Genomic DNA, 20,052 nt, shown 5'->3' with positions numbered 1-20,052 from the left:
CCGGCGGCCCCGGCGGGCGGCGGGACCTGCGGCTTCCGATAACCTCACCGCCGTGACGGAACAGCACGCGCACCGGTTCGAGCGGGGCACGGACGGCCCGAAGGTCATCGTCGTCGGCGTGGACGGCTCGGCGTCCTCCCTGCGGGCGGCGGCGTACGCCGGTGGTCTGGCCCGGCGCCAGCACGCGCTGCTCGCGGTGGTGTACGTGCAGCCGGTGCTGGCGGCGGGCGCGGCGCTCGGGGTGCCGGTGACCGGGACGACGGACGAGATCGCCGAGGAGCTGGTGGCGCAGATCCGGGAGGCGACCGAGCGCGCGAAGGGGATATTCGACGTGCGGTGGGAGTTCCACACCTTCCGCGGCGACCCGTACGGCGGTCTGGTGAAGGCGGCCGACGAGCTGACGGCGGACGCGGTGGTGGTGGGCGCCTCGGAGCAGGCGGGGCACCGGATCGTCGGCTCGGTCGCGGTGCGTCTGGTGAAGGCGGGCCGCTGGCCGGTGACGGTGGTCCCGTAGTCCCGTAGCCGGACGGCGCGCCGGGTGCCGGGAACGGCCGGAGCGGGGCGCCGGTCACCGCACCGGGTGCCGGGGACGGCCGCTACCCTCCCATGACCAGTCCGTCCTTCGCCGCGCCCCTGCTGAGCACCACGTCCCTGATGCGGTCGCGGACGGAGGCCAGGTCGGCGCCCTCCCTGACGGCCTTGTCGAGGTCGAGGACCCGGCCCGCGTCGATGTCGTAGAGCTGGGGGACGTACTCGGCCCTGGTGACGCGCCAGCGGGTGCCGGGGCGGTCGGGCGGTTCGAAGGTGAAGCGGGCCATGGTGGACTGGTTGCCGCGCGGTTCGGGGGCGCCCTCGTCGTTGTACATCTCGCCCGCGATCTGGTCGCCCATGCCGTAGACCACCCAGGTCCCGTTGACCTTCTCGTACGCCTGCGGGACGTGGGCGTGGGTGCCGAGGACGACGTCGATGTCGGGGCGGCCGGCGGTGTTGGCCGCGGTGAGGCGGCGGGCCAGGTCGAGCTGGGTGCGGTCGGGTTCGTCCTGCCACTCGGTGCCCCAGTGGACGGAGACGGCGACCACGTCGGCCCCGGCGGCGCGGGCGGCCCGCGCGTCCCTGACGATCCGGTCCGGGTCGATGAGGTTGACCGCCCAGGGCTGTCCCTGGGGGAAGGGCAGGCCGTTGGTGTCGAAGGTGTAGGCGAGGTGGGCGACCTTCGCGGGCCCCGCGCGCAGCACGGTGACGGTGCGCGCCTCGCCCTCGGAGCGGGCCGACCCGGCGTGCCGGACACCCGCGCGGTCGAGGGCGTCGAGGGTGCGGCGGATTCCGTCGGCGCCGTCGTCGAGGGTGTGGTTGGAGGCGGTGGAGCAGCCGTCGTAGCCGGTGGCGGCGAGCCCGCGGGCCACCTCGGGCGGGGATTTGAAGGTGGGGTACCCGGTGTAGTCGCCGTTGGCGCCGTAGACCGTCTCCATGTGACAGAGCGCCACATCGGCGCGGGAGACGAGGGGTTCGACGTCGGCGAGCATGGGCCGGAAGTCGTAGCCCTCGCCGCCCGCGTCGAAGTTCGCGCGGTCGATGACCGAGGCGTGCGGCAGGACGTCACCGGTGGCGAGGAGCGTGAAGCCGCCGCGGGCCGCGGCGCCCGGTTGTCCTGCGTGGAGGGACGATTCGTGGTGCTGGGCGTGGCAGGCGGCGCCCCCGGCGAGGACCGCCGTGAGGGCCAGGGCCGCCTGTCGTCTGCGTGCAATCATCAGCTCACCCCAGAGTGGTCCTATATACATACAAATAGGTACGGATTTGACGGCTCCCCCAAACGACCCGGACCCGCCGATTAGCCCGTCCGCCACGCCTGACAGAGCGTCACCGCACCGGGGCGCAGGCGCGTTCGGGACCGTTCGCCGCACCGTTCGTCGACGCGATCGACCGTCCGCCGCACACCCACGTGTGCGCCCTGTCACAAATCACCACGCTGCGATGCCATAACGGCCATGACGGCCGGAACCACGCTCACGAACAGGACGACCGCCGACCACGAGCTCGTCGCGCTCCAGCGCGAGCACGGTCGGCCCCTCTTCGCCCTGCTGCTCCGGCTCTGCGACGGCGACCGGCAGCGGGCCGAGGACCTCGTCCAGGAGACCCTGGTGCGGGCCTGGCAGCACCCCGAGGCGCTGCGCGCGGACGCCTTCGACTCCGTGCGGCCCTGGCTGATGACGGTCGGCAGACGGCTGGCCATCGACGCCCGGCGGGCACGGCAGGCCCGGCCGCCCGAGGTCGGCGACGCCGTCCTGGAGAACGCGCGGGTCATCGCCGACCACGCCGAACGGGCCACCGCCGCGCTCGACGTGCGCGAGGCTGTGAAGACTCTCACGCCCGAACACCGCGAAGTCCTGGTGCTGGTGTACTTCCAGGGGGCGAGTGTGGCGGAGGCCGCCGAGACCCTGGGCATCCCGGCCGGTACCGTGAAGTCGCGCGCGTACTACGCGCTGCGCGCCCTGCGCCGAGTGCTCCCGGGTTACGCGGCCGACCTGCGCTGAAACCGAAGCCTCGGTCAAACCTCGGTAAAGCGCCTTGCTGCGGACCCCTGTTGGGTAATCGGCTGTCCTCTATCCGTGTTCCGGACCGGGGGCCCGGGTTCGGGCGACGCGCACGTACCGGAGGAAGGCAGGCAGCGATGCTGCACAGAGGTCACGAGAGCACGGACGGCACCGGCGGCGGCGAACTGACCGTTCCCATGGCCTGGTTGTACGCCGAGTACATCGCCGACGAGCTGCTGCGGACGGGCGATCTGATGCCGCCGACGTCCTTCGAGTTCCGGGCCGGCCGGGACGCCCTGGCCCTGACCGTCTTCCTCTCCGACACCGAGGGCGAACTCTCCGGCATCCGGGTCGTCACCCAGCTGGAGACGTGGCTGTCGCTGACGGCGTACGACCAGCCGTGGCAGGACTGGGTGCGCGAGGCGCTGGCGGTCCGGGCCGCCGACGCGCTCGCCACCGGCGCCCAGGCGCCCGATCTGGAGCTGGCCGGGAACGCCTGGCGCTGGCTGGAGGAGACCGAACTGCTGGCCCCCGACCTCAACGCGGTCCCGGGCGGCGCCCCGGGCGGCGAGGAGGAGGGACCCAAGGTCTGGACGAAGGCGTGGCAGCTCGGCCTGCCGCTCGGGCACCTGGCCATCCACCTTTTCTAGCCGGATCCCGGCGGCGACCAATCCGGGGCGCGGGCCGCTCCGAACCCCTAGGTTGCGATTCGGTACACGCCTTGAGTGATTCGGCGGCCTGCTGCGTACGGGTGGGAGCAACGAGTAACCCCACCCGCACCCAAAGGCACGAGGATTCGGCATGAGGTCCCTGGAGAGGCATCGCGACGTCGCCGCGTACGCGCTCGGCGTGCTGGACGAGGCGGATGCCTTCCGCTTCGAGGACCACCTCATGGAGTGCACGCGCTGTGCGGCACACGTGACCGAATTCGGGCCCAGTACCCGGCAGTTGATGCTGTACCGCCGGGCCACGCCGCGATTCGTGAACCCCGTGACCAACCCGGGCCCCGGCCTGCTCGACCGGCTGCTGTCCGAGGTGGCGTCCCGGCACCGGGCGGGCCGCAGGCGTCTGTTGTACGCGCTGGCCGCCTCGGTGGTCCTCGCCGTCGGCGGACCCGCCGTCGCGATGCAGGCGGGCGCCGACGAGAGCGGCCGCGACAGGGTCACCGCGAGCGACGGACACAGCGGCGTCTGGGCCCGGGTGACGGTCGCGGACGAGGTGTACGGCAGCGAGGTGAAGCTGGAGGTCAAGGACGCGTCCGGCCCCCGCTCCTGCCGCCTGGTCGCCGTCGGCCACGACGGATCCGAGCACACCATGACCAGTTGGACGGTCCCCGGGCAGGAGGAGACCGCCACCACCATGTCGGGCAGCGCCGACCTGCACCCCGGGGAGATCGCCCGCTACGAGGTGCGCACCGCGGCCGGTGAACGCCTGGTGGTCCTGAACGCCCGGTGACCGGACCGGACTCGGCCCGCGCTACTTGAGCAGCCGGGACAGCCGCCGGTCCGCCAGCGGCTTGCCGCCGGTCTGGCAGGTCGGGCAGTACTGGAGCGAGGAGTCGCTGAAGGAGACCTCGCGGACGGTGTCGCCGCAGACCGGGCACGGCTCACCGGCGCGGCCGTGGACCCGCAGACCGCTCTTCTTCTCGGCCTTCAGCCGCCCCGCCGCCACCCCCCTGGAGCGCTCCACCGCCTCGGTGAGGGTGGTGCGCAGCGCCTGGTGGAGGCGGTGCGTCTCCTGCGGGGTGAGGGTGGCCGCCAGCTTGAACGGGGACATCTTCGCCGCGTGCAGGATCTCGTCGCTGTAGGCGTTGCCGACCCCGGCGATCAGGCTCTGGTCGCGCAGCGCGCCCTTCAGCTGACGGCGCTCGGGGGCGAGCAGCGCGGCGAGGCGCTCCTCGTCGAAGTCGTCGGCGAGCGGGTCGGGGCCGAGCCGGGCGACGCCCGGCACCTGCGCGGGGTCCTCGACGACGTACACCGCGAGGCGTTTCTGGGTGCCCGCCTCGGTGAGGTCGAAGCCCTCGCCGGTCTCCAGGGCGACCCGCAGCGCGAGCGGGCCCTTGCCGGGGCGCGGCGGGCCGTCCGGGAGCCGGTCGCGCCAGTGCAGCCAGCCCGCGCGGGCCAGATGGGTGACGAGGTACGGGCCGCCCGCCGTCTCCAGGCCGAGGAACTTGCCGTACCGGTGCACGGCGGTCACCTCGCGGCCCTCCAGGGCGGTGAGCGGCGGGGCGTACGTCTTCAGGACGTTGATCGCGACGGGCAGCACCCGGACGATCTCGTGTCCGACCAGGTGCTCGGTGAGGAAGTCCTTGAGCGCTTCGACCTCGGGGAGTTCCGGCATAGGTCCAGGGTGCCACCCGGGGCGCGCGGTGCCACCGGAGTCAGTCGCCGCCCGTCACGTCGAACTCGCACCACACGCACTTGCCGCCGCCCCGCGCCTCCACGCCCCAGCCGTCGGTGAGCCGGTCCACCAGCAGCAGCCCGCGCCCGGAGACCCCCGCGTCACCGGGGTCGCGGCGGCGGGGCAGCGCGCTGGAGGCGTCCTCGACCTCGACGCGCAGTCGGCGCCCGCCACCGCCGGTGAGGATCCTGAGCGTGACGACGGCTGCGCCCTCCGTGTGGATGAGGGCGTTGGTCACCAGCTCGTCGGCGACGAGTTCGATCTCGTCGGCGCGCTCGCCCGCGTCCCAGGTCCGCACGGCGGTCCTGATCAGGTGCCGGGCCGCCCTGAGCGCCTCGGGGTCGCCGGGGGCCACGTGCTGCTGGAGGCGGCCGCCGGAGCGCGGGGTGTCCAGGCCGCGGCGGCGCAGCAGCAGGACGGCGACGTCGTCGTCCCCGCCGCGTTCCTCGGCCAGCTCGATGAGGCGGTCGGCGAGGTCGCGGACGTCCTGCGGCCCGTCGGCGACGAGGGCGGCGAGGGTCCGCATGCCGTCGTCGAGGTCGGTGCCCGGCTGTTCGACCAGGCCGTCGGTGCAGAGCAGCAGGACGGTCCCGGGGTCCAGCTCGACGATGCCGACGGGGTAGTCGAGGCGGCCGAACTCTGCGGACAGGCCGAGCGGGAGCCCGCCCTCGACGGTGACCCGGGCGCAGCCGCCGTCGGTGTCCCGCAGCAGCGGGTCGATGTGCCCGGCGCGCACCACCTGGACCACACCGGTGCTCAGGTCGGCCTCCGCGTACAGGCAGGTCGCGAAGCGGTCGGTGTCGAGTTCGTGGAGGAAGACGGAGGCGCGGGCCATCACGGCGGCCGGGGTGTGACCCTCGGCCGCGTAGGCGCGCAGCACGATCCGCAGCTGCCCCATGACGGCCGCCGCGTGCGCGTCGTGCCCCTGGACGTCGCCGATGACGGCGCCGACCCGGCCGCCGGGCAGCGGGATCAGGTCGTACCAGTCGCCGCCGATGTCCCGGCCGAGGGAGCCTGCGGCGGTGCCCGCCCGGTAGCGGACGGCGATGTCGGCGCCGCGCACGCCGGGGATGGCGCGCGGCAGCATGGCCTGCTGGAGGCTGCTGGCGAGGTCCTTCTCCTGCTCGTAGAACATGGCCCGCTGCATGCTCTGCGCGATGCTGCTGCCGAGGGCGACCAGCACGTTGCGCTCCTCGGGGGCGAAGCCGTCGCGGTCGCTGTAGAGCAGGCCCATGGCGCCGATCGGGCGGCCCTGGACGATGAGCGGGAGGTAGGCGGCCGAGGTGATGTGCAGGTCGGTGAGGTGCGGCCAGAGGACCGGGTAGCCCTCGGCGAACGCGGCGGGCGACTCGATGAAGCGCGGGGCGAGGGTGCGCACCACCTCGCTCATCGGGTAGGGCTCGTCGATGCCGGTGATCAGGGTGCCGGGCACGAAGCTGCCCTCCGGGCCCTCGGCGACCAGGCGGATCCGGCCGCCCTCGACCAGCCCCACGACGAGGCTGGTGGCGCCCAGGTGGGTGAGGCCGTGGGTGTCCTTGAGGACGTCGATGACGTCCTGGACGGTCCTGGCGTGGGCGAGGGCGGCGGTGGTGAGCTGGACGACGTTGGTCTGCTCGCGGCGGGCCGCGTCCTGGGCGTCCTGGGCGCGGCGGGCCGCGCTGTCGGCGAGTTCCTGGGTGGCGTCCCGCAGGATCCCGATGATCCGGTGGGGCTTACCGGTGTCGTCGCGCCGGATGTAGCCCTGGGTGTGGGTCCAGCGCGGGGTGCCGTCGCGGCAGCGGATGCGGAAGTAGACGCCGTAGTTCTCGCTGCCGTCCTTGATGGCCTGGGCGACGAGGGCGTCCAGGCGGTGCCCCTCGGTGGGCGGCACCCGGACGGCGAGGCTCTCCGCGCGGCCGTCGTACTCGTCGGGGCGCAGGTCGAAGACCTCCAGGGCCTGGGCGTCCATGTGGAAGAGACCGGCTGCCAGGTCCCAGTCGAAGCTGCCCATCCGGTTCAGCGCCAGGATCGGGTCCGGGTGGGCGGGCCAGTCGTCCGGGAGGGACAGGCCGCTCGCTCCCCGATCAACCATGGGCCCACCATGCCAGGGTTTGTCCGATTCTTCGACTTGTCCGGCCGATCCGTGCGTCAGCCGCTGAGGATGTCGGTGGGGCTGTCGAAGATGCTGCTGGTGTCGGGGGCGCCGGCCGGGCGGACGGGGACCTCCGCACCCGTCTCCGGGGCGCCGGCCCGTTCGCCGTCACCCCCGCAGCCCGCGACGAGGAGCGCCGCCGAGAGCGCGCAGACGGTTGCCAGGGTTCCGGTGGCTCTGCGCACCTTTTCCTCCTGCGACTTCCGAGTGGGTTCGTCACTATTGTCTGCGTGCGGTGCGGGGGTTGCGCAAGCGGAGCGGGGGGACACGGAGGGTCACGGTCACGGAGGGAGGCGCGTTTCGGGTGGAGTGGTTCACCGCGCCCGGGTACGGGCTGAGCAGGCTGGTCCTGCAGCGGACGCTGGCGGGCGTGTACCTCGTGGCGTTCCTGACGGCGGCCCTCCAGTTCCGGGCGCTGATCGGCAGCCGGGGACTGATGCCGGTGCCGCGTCTGACGGCGCGGGTGGCGTTCCGGCACGCTCCCGGCGTCTTCCGGCTGCACTACTCCGACCGGTTCTTCGCGCTCTGCGCCTGGGCGGGCTGCGCCGTCTCGGTCGCGCTGCTCGCCGGTGCGGACTCCCTGGTGCCGCTGTGGGCGGGGATGCTGCTGTGGCTGCTGCCGTGGGCGCTGTACCTGTCGATCGTCAACGTCGGTCAGACCTGGTACGCGTTCGGCTGGGAGTCGCTGCTCCTGGAGGTCGGGTTCCTCGCCGTCCTGCTCGGCAACGACGAGGTCGGGCCGCCGGTCGTGGTGCTGTTCCTGCTGCGCTGGGTGCTGTTCCGGGTGGAGTTCGGGGCGGGTCTGATCAAGCTGCGCGGCGACGTCTGCTGGCGCAGGCTCACCTGCCTCTACCACCACCACGAGACGCAGCCGATGCCGGGACCGCTGAGCTGGTTCTTCCACCGGCTGCCCCGGCCGCTGCACCGGGCCGAGGCCGCGGCCAACCACGTCACCCAACTCGTCGTGCCGTTCCTGCTGTTCACCCCGCAGCCGGTCGCCTCGGTGGCCGCGTGCCTGATGATCGCCACCCAGCTCTGGCTGATCCTGTCGGGCAACTTCTCCTGGCTGAACTGGCTCACCGTCACGCTGGCGCTGTCGGCGGTGCGCTTCCCGTCCGGCGAGCGGCAGGCCCCCGCCGCGCCGCTCTGGTACGAGGTCGTGGTCCTCGCCGTGGCGGCGCTGCTGCTCGGCCTCGGGTACCGGCCGGTGCGCAACCTCCTCTCCCGGCGCCAGGTCATGAACCGCTCCTTCGACCCGCTCCATCTGGTCAACAGCTACGGCGCGTTCGGCACGGTGAGCCGGGTGCGGTACGAGATCGTCGTCGAGGGCACCGCCGACCCGGTGCCGCGCGCGGACGGCGACTGGCGGGAGTACGGCTTCCGGGGCAAGCCGGGTGATCCGCGCCGGGCGCCACGCCAGTTCGCGCCGTACCATCTGCGGCTCGACTGGCTGATGTGGTTCGCCGCCCTCTCCCCCGCCTACGCCGAGCCGTGGTTCGGGACGTTCGTGGAACGGCTCCTGGAGAACGACCGGGCCACGCTGCGGCTGCTGCGCCACTCGCCGTTCCCGCCGGACGCGCCACCCCGCTACGTGCGCGCCCGCCTCTTCCGCTACCGGTTCACGACCTGGCGCGAGCTGCGGGAGACGGGGGCGTGGTGGGAGCGGACCTTCGTGCGGGAGTACCTGCCGCCGACCCGGCTCACGGAGTAGGCCGGCGGCCGCCGTCGTCAGGTGTCCTGCCGCCCGGGTACCGGCGCCCCCGCCGGGAGCAGGCCCTCGGCCCGCAGGTCCGTCCAGAGGGCGGCGGGCACCGGGGCGGCGAGGCCGCGGGCGCAGTCGTCGACCTCGGCGGCCGAGCGGGCGCCCACCAGGACGCTCGCGACGGCCGGGTGCGCGGCGCAGAAGGCGAGGGCCGCGGCCCGCAGGGAGGTGCCGTGCCGGTCGGTGACGGCCTTCAGACGCAGCGCCCGCTCGACCAGCCCGGCCGGTGCGGGCGCGTAGTCGTAGGTGGCGCCGGGTCGCGGGTCGGCGAGCAGGCCGGAGTTGAAGGCGCCGCCGACGACGACGGAGGTGCCGCGGTCGAGGGCGGCCGGGAACAGGCCGGTGAGGGCGCTCTGGTCCAGGAGGGTGTAGCGGCCCGCGCAGAGCACGACGTCGACGTCGGTGTCGCGGACGAAGCGGGTGAGCATCGCGGTCTGGTTCATGCCCGCGCCGATCGCGCCGACCACCCCCTCGGCGCGCAGCCGCTCGAGGGCCGGGTAGCCCTCGCGGAAGGCGGCTTCGGCGTGGTCGTCGGGGTCGTGCAGATAGACGATGTCGACGTGGTCGACGCCGAGCCGCTCCAGGCTCGCGTCCAGGGCGCGGCGCACGCCGTCGGCGCTGAAGTCCCAGACCCTGCGGTGGGTGGCGGGCACCGCGAAGCCGCCCGCGAGGTCGTCGTCCGGGTCGTCGCCCCGGACGGGTTCCAGTAGGCGGCCGACCTTGGTGGAGAGGGTGTACGCGGCGCGCGGGCGTCCGCGCAGGGCCTGCCCCAGGCGCCGTTCGGACAGCCCGAGGCCGTAGTGCGGGGCGGTGTCGAAGTAGCGCACGCCGTTGCGCCAGGCCGCGTCGACGGCGGCGTGCGCCTGCTCCTCGCCGACCTCGGTGTAGAGGTTGCCGAGGGCGGCGGCGCCGAACCCGAGCGGTCCGACCCGCACCGCGCTGCGGCCGAGCCGGTTCACCGGGGCTCCGGCCGCGGGCGCAGGCCCTGCATGCCGCCGTCGACGGCGAGCGAGGTGCCGGTGGTGGCGCCGGAGAGCGGGCCCGCCAGGTAGGCGACGGCGCCCGCGACCTCGTCGGCCGTGACCAGCCGCCCGGAGGGCTGTCTGGCCGCCAGGGCGGCGCGTTCGGCCGCGGGGTCGTCGGCCGCGTCGAGGAGACGGCCGACCCACGGGGTGTCCGCCGTACCGGGGTTGACGCAGTTGACGCGGATGCCCTCGTGGAGGTGGTCGGCGGCCATGGCGAGGGTGAGGGAGTACACGGCGCCCTTGGTGGCGCTGTACAGGGCGCGGCGCGGGAGTCCGGCGGTGGCGGCGATGGAGCAGGTGTTGACGATCGCCGCGTGGCCGGAGCGGCGCAGGTGCGGGAGGGCGGCGCGGGCCACCCGGACCATGCCGACGACGTTCACGTCCAGGACGCGGTGCCACTCGGCGTCGTCGTTGTCCTCGACGGTGCCCTGGGCGCCGATGCCCGCGTTGTTGACCAGGATGTCCAGACCGCCGAGGTCGGCGGCCGCGGCGGCGACGGCCGCGCGCACGGAGGGGGCGTCGCCGACGTCGGCCCGGTAGCCGCGCAGCGGCGGGCGCGCCCCGGACGGTTCGAGGTCGAGGACGGCGACCTCGGCGCCGCGTGCGGCGAGGAGGCGGGCGGTGGCCAGGCCGATGCCGGAGGCGCCTCCGGTGACCAGGGCCCGCAGTCCGGTGAAGTCGGTCATGCCGTGTGTCCTTCCGCCGTGCCGGGGTCGGCGGCCCAGAAGGTGCCGCCGGGGAACGTGTACCGCGCGATCGACTCGGGGCGCAGGGCCGCGGAGAAGCCGGGCGCGGTGGGTGCCGTGTAGCGGCCCGCTCTGATCGTCACCGGGTCGGTGAAGTGCTCGTGCAGATGGTCGACGTACTCGATGACCCGGTCCTCGGTGGTGCCGGTGACGGCGACGTAGTCGAACATCGCGAGGTGCTGGACGAGTTCGCACAGGCCGACGCCGCCCGCGTGCGGGCAGACCGGGACGCCGAACTTGGCGGCCAGCAGCAGGATCGCCAGGTTCTCGTTGACGCCGCCGACGCGGGCGGCGTCGATCTGCACGATGTCGACGGCGCCGGTCTGCAGGAGCTGTTTGAAGACGATCCGGTTCTGGACGTGTTCGCCGGTGGCGACCCTGACCGGGGCGACGGCCCGGCGGATCGCCGCGTGGCCGAGGACGTCGTCGGGGCTGGTGGGTTCCTCGATCCAGTACGGGTCGAAGGGGGCGAGGGCGCGGGTCCAGCGGATCGCCTCGTCGATGTCCCAGCGCTGGTTGGCGTCGACGGCGATCCTGACGTCCGGGCCGACCACCTCACGGGCGACCCGGCAGCGCCGGACGTCGTCGTCGAGGTCGGCGCCGACCTTGAGCTTGATCTGCCGGAACCCGGCGGCGACGGCCTCGGCGGCGAGCCGGGTGAGTTTCGCGTCGTCGTAGCCGAGCCAGCCCGGGGAGGTGGTGTAGGCGGGGTAGCCGTGGCCGATCAGGCGCGCGGTGCGGTCGGCGGCTCCCTCCCGGCCCCGGCGCAGCAGGTCGAGGGCCTCGCCCGGGGTGAGGGCGTCGCTGAGGTAGCGGAAGTCGATCTGGCCGACCAGCCAGTCCGGGTCGGCCTCGGCGAGCAGCCGCCACAGGGGTTTGCCCGCGCGCCGTGCGGCGAGGTCCCAGACGGCGTTGACGACGGCCCCGATCGCCATGTGCATCACCCCCTTCTCGGGTCCCAGCCAGCGCAGTTGGCTGTCCCCGACCAGGTCCCGGCTGAGCGCGCCGGGGTCGGCGCACACCTCGTCGACCGTGCGGCCCACCACATGGGGGCGCAGCGCGTGCAGCGCCGCGACCTGGACCTCGTTGCCCCGTCCGATGGTGAACGTGAACCCGTGTCCCCGCGGTCCGTCCTCGGCGTCGGTGCGCAGCACGGCGTACGCGGCCGAGTAGTCGGGGTCCGGGTTCATCGCGTCGGAGCCGTCCAGCTCCCGCGAGGTGGGGAAGCGGATGTCGTGGGTGTCGAGGGCGGTGATGCGCGCGGGGGCCTGGGGCACGGAGGGCCTTTCTGGTCGGGGACGGCGTCAGTCCTGGGCACGGCCGGTGGTGAGGCGGGCGAGCATGAGGGCGAGCAGGATGATCCCGCCGTAGATGGCCTGGATCCAGTACGCCTGGACCTGGGCCTGGGTGAGCAGGTTGTCGACGGTGCCCAGGAGCAGGACTCCGGTGAGCGCGCCGGACATGGTGCCCCTGCCGCCGTCGAGGCTGATGCCGCCGATGACGGCGGCGGCGAAGACCGTGAAGATCATGTTCTGGCCCTGGTTGGCGTTGATGGCGCCGACGTACCCGGTGCGCATGATCCCGCCGACGGCGGCGAGCACTCCGGCGGTGACGAACACCCCGAGCATCACCCGGTCCACCCGGATGCCGGCGGCGCGGGCCGCCTCGGGGTTGCCGCCGATGGCGTACAGGGCGCGTCCCACCCGGTGGTGACGGAGCGTCAGTCCGGCGAGGGCGAAGGCGGCCGCGGCCACCCACACCGAGACCGGCACCCGCAGGACGGTGCCGGTGGCCATCGCGAAGAAGGCGTCGGGCATGTCGAAGAGGGTCTTGCCCCGGGTCGCGCCGACGAGGACCCCGCGCAGCACGATCAGCATGGCGAGGGTGACGATGAAGGCGTTGAGCCTGAGCTTCACCACCAGCAGGCCGTTGAGGAGCCCGACGGCGGCGCCGACCAGCAGGACCGCCGACAGGGCCAGGGCGGTGGGCAGTTCGGTGCCGAACCCCGCCTTGGCCGCGGGCAGCACGAGGAGCGCGCCGAGCGCGGGGGCGATGCCGACGACCGATTCGAGGGACAGGTCGAACTTGCCGGTGATGAGGACGAGGGACTCGGCGAGCACCACCATGGCGAGCGCGGCGGACGAGCCGAGGACGGAGACGAGGTTCCTCTCGGTGAGGAAGGCGTCGTTGACGAACCCGCCGATCACCAGGACCGCCAACAGGGCCGGTAGGAGGGCGAGTTCGCGGGCGCGGCGGATCAGCAGGGCGCGGGCCTGGCCGGGGGCCCGGCGGGTGGCGGGCGGCTGTGCCGGGGCCCGGGTGTCAGCCATGGTCCACTCCTTCGACGGCGGCGATCAGCTCGTGGTCGCGCCAGCCCGCCGGGTGTTCGGCGACGACGCGGCCGTGGAAGAGGACGAGGACGCGGTCGCAGCGCCGCAGGTCGTCGAGTTCGTCGGAGACGACGAGGACGGCGGTGCCGTCCCGGCGGGCGTCCTCGACCCGGGCGAGCAGGGACTCCTTGGACTTCACGTCGACGCCCGCGGTGGGGTCGACGAGGACCAGCAGGCGGGGCGCGGAGGCGAGGGCGCGGGCCATGACGACCTTCTGCGCGTTGCCGCCCGACAGTTCGCGGACGGGCTGGTCGGGGCCCTCGGTGCGGATGTCGAGGCGCCGGACGAGGTCGCCGGTGAGGGCGCGTCTGCGGTCGGCGCGGACCAGGCCGAACCGTCCGAGGGCGCCGAGGACGGTGAGGGTGGCGTTGTCGCCGACGGTCATCCCGGGGACGAGTCCCTGGTCGTGCCGGTCGCGCGGGACGAACCCGACGCCCGCCGCGAGACAGCCGCGCACGTCCCCGAACGGGAGCCGCTCGCCCGCGAGTTCGGCGGTCCCGGCGAGCGGGGTGCGCAGTCCGGCGAGGGTCTCGGCGAGTTCGGCCTTGCCGCTGGCGGAGGATCCGGCGAGCCCGACGACCTCACCGGCGCGCACGGTCAGCCGGACGTCCCGGTAGGGGCGCGCGGTGAGGCCGCGCACGTCGAGGAGGACGGGGGCGGCGGGGTCGCGGGGCCCGCCCGCGGAGCGGTGGGCGCCCGTCCCGGCGCCCTCCCCCGCCATCGCCTCGACGAGGGCGGCGCGCGGGAGGTCCGCCACCGGCGCCGTGACGACCCAGCGGGCGTCGCGCAGCACGGTGACCGTGGTGCAGACCTCGTACACCTCCTGGAGGTGGTGGGAGATGAACAGGAAGGTGACGCCGGACTCCTGGAGGGCGCGCATCCTGGTGAACAGCCGCTCGATCTCCCGGCTGTCGAGGCGCGCGGTGGGCTCGTCCAGCACGATGAAGCGGGCGCCGAGGCTCAACGCCCGTGCGATCTGCACGAGTTGGCACTCCTCGACGGAGAGTTCGGACGCGCGGGCCTCCGGGTCGACGCGGACGTCCCAGGTGTCGAGGAGCGCGGTGGCCTCGGCGCGCAGCCTGCGCCAGCCGATCAGCCCCCGGCGCAGCGGCTGCCGGTCGAGGAACAGGTTCTCGGCGACGCTGAGTCCGGGGACGACCATGGGCCGCTGGTAGACGCAGGCGACCGTGCGGCGCCAGCCGTCGCGGTCGGCGAGCGCGGGCGCCGGGGCGCCGTCGAAGCGGACGGTGCCCGCGTCCGGGGCCTGGAGTCCGGTGAGGACGGAGACGAGGGTGGACTTGCCCGCGCCGTTGCGGCCGACGAGGGCGTGGGACTCGCCGGGCAGCACGGTGATCCGGCCGTCGGCGAGGGCGGTGGTGGGTCCGTAGCGTTTGACGACGTCCCGGGCCTCGGCGAGGGGGGTGGGGGCGGCCGTGTTCATCCGACCGTGTTCCCCCACAGCGCGGGGTCGTCGACGTTGTCCCGGGTGACCAGCGGGGCGGGGAGCTGGTCCTCCAGGATGCCGCCGGGCAGCCGCACGATCGTCGAGTGGTGGTCGGTGGGACCCGGCCGGAAGGTCCGGCCCTCCATCGCGGCCTTGACGTAGTGGAGGCCGTACCTGGCGTAGGCGTCGGCGGGCTGCGAGACCGTCGCGTCCACCTCGCCCCTGCGGATGGCGTCGAACTCCTGCGGGATGCCGTCGTTCGAGACGATCGCGATGTGCCCCGCGGTCCCGGCCTTCTTCAGCAGTCCCTTGGACTTGAGGGTCTGGAGGGTCGGGGCGAGGTAGACGCCGCCCGCCTGGAGGTAGATGCCCTTGATGCCGGGGTGGGCGTTGAGCAGGGTGTCGAGCTTGGCGGCGGCCGTGTCGGACTCCCACTTGGCGGGGATCTCCAGGACCTTCAGCTCCGGGAAGTCCTTCTTCACGCAGGCCCGGAACGCCTCCGAGCGGTCCCGGCCGTTGACCGAGGCGAGGTCCCCCATGATTTGGACGACCTCACCGGAGCCGACGTGCTCGCCGAGGTAGGCGCACGCCTTCTCGCCGTACGCCGCGTTGTCGGCCCGGACGACCATGGCGACCTCGCCGCGGTCCGGCGCGACGTCGACGGCGACGACCGGAACGCCCTTGCGCGCGGCCTGCTTCAGCCCGGCCTCGATGGCGGCGCTGTCCAGCGGGGCGACGACCAGGCCCCTGACGCCCTGGTTGAGCTGGTTGCCGATGTCGGTGATCTGCTGCGCGGGGTCGCTGCCGGAGTTGACCGTCCTCAGCGCGTCGACGCCCTCGGACTTCGCCATCCGGGGCACGTAGTCGTTGTAGGACTGCCAGAAGGGGGAGGTCAGCAGGGGCAGGATCACGCCGACCTTGCCGGTGCCGCCGGTGCCGCCCGCGCCGGTGTCCGCGGTGCTGCCGCACGCGGTGAGGGCGAGAGCGGCGACGGCGGCCGCTGCCGTCGCGCGCGGTGCCCGGGAAGAGGTTCGCCTGTGGTGCCGTCCGTTCCACGCCGTGCTGCCGCGCATCTGTCAGCTCCTCATCGAGCGTGATCGAGCAGGTGCCGCATATTTATCAGACCACTTGGGAGCGGGACACCCCAAGAACCCGCCGTTCTGCGTCACATCGGCCGAGTGGTCGGACCACCGTGCTGGCTAGACTGCGGCGCACGGCGAACGAAGGAGTCACGCGTGGACGAGACCCCGGCCGCGCGGGACCGCACCGGGCCGCCCGCGCCGAAGGGCACGGTGACGCAGCGCGCCATCGACCGGATCAAGGCGATGATCGGCGAGGGGCTCCTGGAGCCGGGGCAGCGGCTGCCGACCGAGCGGGACCTCGCGGCGCAGCTCGGCATCTCGCGCAGTTCGATGCGGGAGGCGATCCGGGCGCTCACCGTGCTGGGGGTGCTGGAGGCCCGGCACGGCTCCGGCATCTACGTCACCCGCCTCGAAGCCGGTGACCTGCTGGAGACGTTCGGGGTGGTCGCCGACCTGTCCCGCGGGGCGGGCCTGGTGGAGATCCTGGAGGTGCGGCGGATCCTGGAGTCGACGGCGGCGGCGCTGGCGGCGGCGAGGATGACCCCGGAGCGGCTGGCGGAGGTGGAGGGCCACCTCGCGGCGATGAACGCCACCGACGATCCGGAGGAGATCATCGCCCACGACCTGGCCTTCCACCGCGCGATCGCGGCGGCGGCGGGCAACGGGACGATGGCCGCGATCCTGGAGGGCCTCTCCTCGCGCACCTTCAGGGCCCGGGTCTGGCGCGGCTACCAGGAGGAGGGCGCCTTCGCCCGCACCCGGCGCGAACACGCGGCCATCCACCGCGCGTTGGCCGCCCGCGACCCGGAGGCGGCACGGACGGCGGCGGCGGCCCACGTCGGCGAGGTGGAGCAGTGGCTCCGCGCCCAACTCCCCACGGATGCGCCCTAGACGGACCCTCCGGTCAGGTGTCTGTGCTCGGCAGGGCCGGGTCGGGTCGCCGGCCCTGGGTCCGGGTCCACTCGCGGAGTTCGTCCGTGCCGACCTCCTCGATCGCCGTCTGGAGCGCCGCGCGGGCCACGGCGTCGCGGGCCGCGGGCGGCAGCAGCAGATAGCGGTCGACGGCCCGCCGCAGGGTCTCCCGGGAGCGCGCGGCGAGGACCCAGCGGGCGCCGGGGCCGAACAACTGACGCACCCCGGTGAAGAAGACCGCGCCCCCGGCGATCAGGGCGGTCAGCCAGGCCGGTGCGTGCAGCCCGGCCGCCACCACCGTCGCGGAGGTCGCGGCGATGGCGCCCAGTTCGGTGACGTAGTGGACGCGCCTGGCCGAGTCGCGGGTGCGCCCGTAGAACGCGAGGTCCCTGCGGGCGAGGGCCAGCACCGGATCGGGGTCCGTCTCCCAGGACCGGTCGTCGACCGCTCTGCGTCTCATCGGCCCATCATCGTCTCCTCCCGCGGGCGAGGGGAAGCCGACCGGCGGCGCGGCCGGCCGGCCCCCTCCCGTGCTCAGGCCCGCGTGAAGCGCAGCGTCACCAGCTCGAACGGCCGCAGCCGCACGCTGACCCGGTCGCCGTCGCGGGCGGGCTCGGCCGCGTCGGACAGCGGACGCTCCAGCAGGTCCGTGACGCTCACGGACGCGGCCTCGAAGCCGAGCGCCAGGGTGGCGGCGGCCCGCCCGCCGTGCGCCTCGTGGAAGCGGACGACGACGTCCCCGCTGCCGTCGTCGGCGAGCTTGACGGCGGTGACGACGACGGCGTCCTGATCGACCGTCACCAGCGGGGCCACCGCGCCCGCGCCCTCGGTGCGCCGCTCGGGCACGTTGATCCGCCAGCCCTCGCGCACCGCGTCCCCGATGGACGCGCCCGGCACCAGCGCGTGCCGGAACCGGTGGACGCCCTGGTCGGTCTCGGGGTCGGGGAAGCGCGGGGCGCGCAGCAGCGACACCCGGACGGTGGTGGTCGTGCCGTGGTCGCCGTCCTCGCGGACGGTACGGGTCACGTCGTGGCCGTACGTCGAGTCGTTGACGACGGCCACGCCCCAGCCCGGCTCCTCCAGGTGCACGAACCGGTGGTTGCACGCCTCGAACTTGGCCGCCTCCCAACTGGTGTTGGTGTGCGTGGGCCGGTGGAAGTGCCCGAACTGGGTCTCGGACGCGTACCGTTCGGCGTGCACGTCGAGCGGGAAGGCGAGCTTGAGGAACTTCTCCGTCTCGTGCCAGTCCACCTCGGTGTCCACCACCAGCCGCCGCTCCCCCGGCGCGAGCGAGAGCCGCTGGGTCACCCGCGACGAGCCGAAGGCCCGCACGATCCGCACCGCGCCGTCGTCGGCGGCGGTGACCTCGTCCGCGTCGGTCAGGTCGGTGACGGTGTTGCGGTAGAACGCGTCGACGTCCCAGGCGTCCCACATGTTGGGGAAGTCGGGGTGCAGTTGGAGGAGGTTGGCGGCCCGTCCCGGCGCGACGGTCTCGCGCTCGGCGGCGAGGTCGTAGGCGGAGACGACGAGCCCGCGTCCGTCGATCTCCACCCGCAGCAGGCCGTTGTCGAGGACGTGTCCGCCGTCCTCGCGCGGGGTGACGGTGGTGGCGTCCCCGGCGCCGGGGGTCCCCGCGCCGCCCGCCGGAATCCCGGACCTGGCGTGCGGGGCGGCGTTGAAGACGAGCGGCTCGCCGCCCTCGCCCGCGAGGGCGCGCTGGGCGTCCTCGATGATCGCGGTCAGTTCCCCGGCGAGGCGGTCGTAGGTGCGGCGGGCCTCGCGGTGCACCCAGGCGATCGACGAACCGGGCAGGATGTCGTGGAACTGGTGCAGCAGGACCGTCTTCCAGATCCGGTCCAACTCCTCGTAGGGGTAGGCGAACCCGGTGCGCAGGGCGGCGGTCGCGGCCCACAGCTCGGCCTCGCGCAGCAGGTGTTCGCTGCGGCGGTTGCCCTGCTTGGTCCTGGCCTGGCTGGTGAGGGTGGCGCGGTGCAGTTCGAGGTACAGCTCGCCCACCCAGACCGGCGGGTGCGGGTACTCGGCCTCGGCCTTCTCGAAGAAGGCGCGCGGGGTCTCCCAGACGACGGTCGCCGAGCCTTCCAGGTCCCGCAGCCTGGCCGCCTTGGCGACCATCTCGCGGGTGGTGCCGCCGCCCCCGTCGCCCCAGCCGGTGGGCGCGAGGGAGTGCCGGGCGACGCCCTTGTCCTTGAAGTTCTTCGCCGCGTGGGCGATCTCGGCGCCCTTCATGGAGCAGTTGTAGGTGTCGACGGGCGGGAAGTGCGTGAAGATCCGGGTGCCGTCGATGCCCTCCCACTGGAAGGTGTGGTGCGGGAAGGTGTTGGTCTGGGACCACGAGATCTTCTGCGTGAGCAGCCACTTGGACCCGGCCGCCTTGATGATCTGCGGGAGTCCGGCGGCGAAGCCGAAGGTGTCGGGGAGCCACGCCTCGTCGTTCTCGATGCCGAACTCGTCGAGGAAGAACCGCTTGCCGTGCACGAACTGCCGTGCCATGGCCTCGGATCCGGGCATGTTGGTGTCCGACTCGACCCACATGCCGCCGGCGGGCACGAAACGTCCGTCGGCGACGGCCTTCTTCACCCGCGCCCACACCTCGGGCCGGTGCTCCTTCACCCAGGCCCACTGCTGCGCCTGGGACATGGCGAAGACGAAGTCGGGCTCGTCCTCCAGGAGCGCGGTCATGTTGGAGGTGGTGCGGGCCACCTTGCGGACCGTCTCGCGCAGCGGCCACAGCCACGCCGAGTCGATGTGCGCGTGGCCGACGGCGCTGATGCGGTGCGCGGAGGGCGCGGCCGGGGTGGCGAGCACCTCCGTGAGCCGGGCGCGGGCCGCCTCGGCGGTGCCGTTCACGTCCTGCAGGTCGAGGGCGTCCAGGGCCCGTTCGACGGCACGCAGGACGTCCCAGCGGCGCGCGGACTCCACCGGCAGCTCGGCCATCAGCTCGCCGAGCACCTCCAGGTCGATGACGAGCTGCCACACCGTCTCGTCGAGGACGGCCAGGTCCATCCGGGCCAGCCGGTACTGGGGTTCGTCGCCCGCGGTCTCCTTGTCGCCCAACTGCGTGGGCAGGAAGGGGTGGTAGTCGAGGATGACGGGGTTGGACGCGGCCTCCACGTGCAGCCGCACCTCCTCGCCCCCGGCGGCCGGGGCCCCGATCCGCACCCACTGGTTGCGGGGGTTGAGGCCCTTCACCGGGGTGCCGTCGGGCCGGTACACGAGCCCCTCGCACTGGAAGCCGGGCATGTTCTCGTCGAAGCCGAGGTCGAGGATCGCCTCGACGGTGCGCCCGGCCCACTCCTCGGGGACGGTCCCGGTCACCCGGAACCAGCTCGTGCCCCAGGGGGCGCCCCAGCGGGCGCCGACCGCGATCGGCCGGGGTTCGGCCGCCAGTCCCTCGGCGACCGGTACGGGCTCGTCGGGCGCGTCCCAGACCGCGACCTCCAGCGGGACGGAGTGCGGGTACACGGCGGGGCGGATGCGCTCGTCGAGGACGCGCTTGAGACGGGCCTCGACCAGGTTGCGGTCGTCATGCATGCGGGTTGCTCCAGGACTCGGGTGGCGGGTGCCAGGGGTGGGTCTCGGTGACGGGGTCCGACGCTCTGTACAGCTCC

The 20,052-nt window shown here is 73.7% G+C and carries 18 protein-coding genes; 6 read left to right on the top strand and 12 right to left on the bottom strand.

Features of this window, described 5'->3' with window-relative positions:
• The first annotated feature begins 52 nt into the window (after positions 1 to 52).
• The gene (locus tag GA0115242_RS18760; RefSeq protein WP_093829941.1) at positions 53 to 514 is read left to right on the top strand and encodes a universal stress protein; all 462 of its coding nucleotides are present in this window, start codon (positions 53 to 55) and stop codon (positions 512 to 514) included.
• Positions 515 to 596: 82 nt separating this feature from the next.
• Here GA0115242_RS18760 and GA0115242_RS18755 read toward each other — a convergent pair whose 3' ends face one another.
• Positions 597 to 1,748 (bottom strand): CapA family protein, encoded by a 1,152-nt coding sequence (locus GA0115242_RS18755; protein ID WP_093829939.1) that lies wholly within the window; start codon positions 1,746 to 1,748, stop codon positions 597 to 599.
• 237 nt (positions 1,749 to 1,985) lie between these two features.
• Between GA0115242_RS18755 and GA0115242_RS18750 the strand changes: the two genes are divergently transcribed.
• The 3 genes from GA0115242_RS18750 (at position 1,986) to GA0115242_RS18740 (ending at position 3,986) form a co-directional block, all read left to right on the top strand.
• A complete protein-coding gene (locus tag GA0115242_RS18750; protein ID WP_093829937.1) occupies positions 1,986 to 2,531 on the top strand; it encodes a sigma-70 family RNA polymerase sigma factor in 546 nt (181 codons plus the stop codon).
• Between the two features lie 137 nt (positions 2,532 to 2,668).
• On the top strand, positions 2,669 to 3,181 hold the full coding sequence (locus tag GA0115242_RS18745; RefSeq protein ID WP_093829935.1) for a hypothetical protein: 513 nt from the start codon (positions 2,669 to 2,671) through the stop codon (positions 3,179 to 3,181).
• Between the two features lie 151 nt (positions 3,182 to 3,332).
• Complete coding sequence (locus GA0115242_RS18740; RefSeq protein ID WP_093829933.1) at positions 3,333 to 3,986, top strand: zf-HC2 domain-containing protein; 654 nt, start codon at positions 3,333 to 3,335, stop codon at positions 3,984 to 3,986.
• 21 nt (positions 3,987 to 4,007) lie between these two features.
• On the opposite strand, the gene GA0115242_RS18735 is transcribed toward GA0115242_RS18740, so the two are convergent.
• Genes GA0115242_RS18735 through GA0115242_RS18725 form a run of 3 tightly spaced genes read right to left on the bottom strand, consistent with a single transcriptional unit; the run spans position 4,008 to position 7,247 of the window.
• Positions 4,008 to 4,871 (bottom strand): Fpg/Nei family DNA glycosylase, encoded by an 864-nt coding sequence (locus GA0115242_RS18735; RefSeq protein ID WP_093829931.1) that lies wholly within the window; start codon positions 4,869 to 4,871, stop codon positions 4,008 to 4,010.
• A gap of 40 nt (positions 4,872 to 4,911) precedes the next feature.
• Positions 4,912 to 7,002: a SpoIIE family protein phosphatase gene (locus GA0115242_RS18730; protein ID WP_093829929.1), complete on the bottom strand. Its 2,091-nt coding sequence runs from the start codon at positions 7,000 to 7,002 to the stop codon at positions 4,912 to 4,914.
• Between the two features lie 56 nt (positions 7,003 to 7,058).
• Positions 7,059 to 7,247, bottom strand: coding sequence for a hypothetical protein (locus GA0115242_RS18725; protein WP_093829927.1), 189 nt, complete (start codon positions 7,245 to 7,247; stop codon positions 7,059 to 7,061).
• Between the two features lie 119 nt (positions 7,248 to 7,366).
• Here GA0115242_RS18725 and GA0115242_RS18720 point away from each other — a divergent pair, with 119 nt between their 5' ends.
• Positions 7,367 to 8,773, top strand: coding sequence for a lipase maturation factor family protein (locus GA0115242_RS18720; protein ID WP_093829925.1), 1,407 nt, complete (start codon positions 7,367 to 7,369; stop codon positions 8,771 to 8,773).
• Positions 8,774 to 8,790: 17 nt separating this feature from the next.
• Here the strand turns inward: GA0115242_RS18720 and GA0115242_RS18715 are convergent, their stop codons facing one another.
• From GA0115242_RS18715 to GA0115242_RS18690, 6 genes are read right to left on the bottom strand one after another with little or no spacing between them, the layout of a single operon-like run.
• Entirely contained in the window at positions 8,791 to 9,783 is a 993-nt protein-coding gene (locus tag GA0115242_RS18715) for an aldo/keto reductase (RefSeq protein ID WP_093829923.1), read from the bottom strand.
• Positions 9,780 to 10,535 (bottom strand): SDR family NAD(P)-dependent oxidoreductase, encoded by a 756-nt coding sequence (locus tag GA0115242_RS18710; protein WP_093829921.1) that lies wholly within the window; start codon positions 10,533 to 10,535, stop codon positions 9,780 to 9,782. Before GA0115242_RS18710 ends, GA0115242_RS18715 begins: the two co-directional genes overlap by 4 nt.
• Positions 10,532 to 11,872 carry an L-fuconate dehydratase gene (locus GA0115242_RS18705; protein WP_093829919.1) on the bottom strand — a complete coding sequence of 447 codons (1,341 nt, stop codon included), beginning with the start codon at positions 11,870 to 11,872 and terminating at the stop codon, positions 10,532 to 10,534. The genes GA0115242_RS18710 and GA0115242_RS18705 overlap by 4 nt, the downstream gene beginning before the upstream one ends.
• A 27-nt stretch (positions 11,873 to 11,899) precedes the next feature.
• On the bottom strand, positions 11,900 to 12,925 hold the full coding sequence (locus GA0115242_RS18700; RefSeq protein ID WP_093829917.1) for an ABC transporter permease: 1,026 nt from the start codon (positions 12,923 to 12,925) through the stop codon (positions 11,900 to 11,902).
• Positions 12,918 to 14,426, bottom strand: a complete 1,509-nt coding sequence (locus GA0115242_RS18695) for a sugar ABC transporter ATP-binding protein (RefSeq protein ID WP_093829915.1) — start codon at positions 14,424 to 14,426, stop codon at positions 12,918 to 12,920. The genes GA0115242_RS18700 and GA0115242_RS18695 overlap by 8 nt, the downstream gene beginning before the upstream one ends.
• Positions 14,423 to 15,502 carry a sugar ABC transporter substrate-binding protein gene (locus tag GA0115242_RS18690; protein WP_093829913.1) on the bottom strand — a complete coding sequence of 360 codons (1,080 nt, stop codon included), beginning with the start codon at positions 15,500 to 15,502 and terminating at the stop codon, positions 14,423 to 14,425. The genes GA0115242_RS18695 and GA0115242_RS18690 overlap by 4 nt, the downstream gene beginning before the upstream one ends.
• Positions 15,503 to 15,664: 162 nt before the next feature.
• Here GA0115242_RS18690 and GA0115242_RS18685 point away from each other — a divergent pair, with 162 nt between their 5' ends.
• Positions 15,665 to 16,402 (top strand): FadR/GntR family transcriptional regulator, encoded by a 738-nt coding sequence (locus tag GA0115242_RS18685; RefSeq protein WP_093829911.1) that lies wholly within the window; start codon positions 15,665 to 15,667, stop codon positions 16,400 to 16,402.
• A 13-nt stretch (positions 16,403 to 16,415) separates the two neighbouring features.
• Here the strand turns inward: GA0115242_RS18685 and GA0115242_RS18680 are convergent, their stop codons facing one another.
• Together GA0115242_RS18680 and GA0115242_RS18675 are read right to left on the bottom strand one after the other, a co-directional pair.
• A complete protein-coding gene (locus GA0115242_RS18680) occupies positions 16,416 to 16,883 on the bottom strand; it encodes a DUF4231 domain-containing protein (RefSeq protein WP_093829909.1) in 468 nt (155 codons plus the stop codon).
• Positions 16,884 to 16,957: 74 nt separating this feature from the next.
• On the bottom strand, positions 16,958 to 19,975 hold the full coding sequence (locus GA0115242_RS18675) for an alpha-mannosidase (RefSeq protein WP_093829907.1): 3,018 nt from the start codon (positions 19,973 to 19,975) through the stop codon (positions 16,958 to 16,960).
• Between the last annotated feature and the right edge of the window lie 77 nt (positions 19,976 to 20,052).

The organism is Streptomyces sp. SolWspMP-5a-2 (genome assembly GCF_900091845.1).
Classification (GTDB): Bacteria; Actinomycetota; Actinomycetes; order Streptomycetales; family Streptomycetaceae; genus Streptomyces; species Streptomyces doudnae.
The sequence above is the reverse complement of the archived record's forward strand: the minus strand, read 5'-3'. Positions and strand labels throughout refer to the sequence as shown.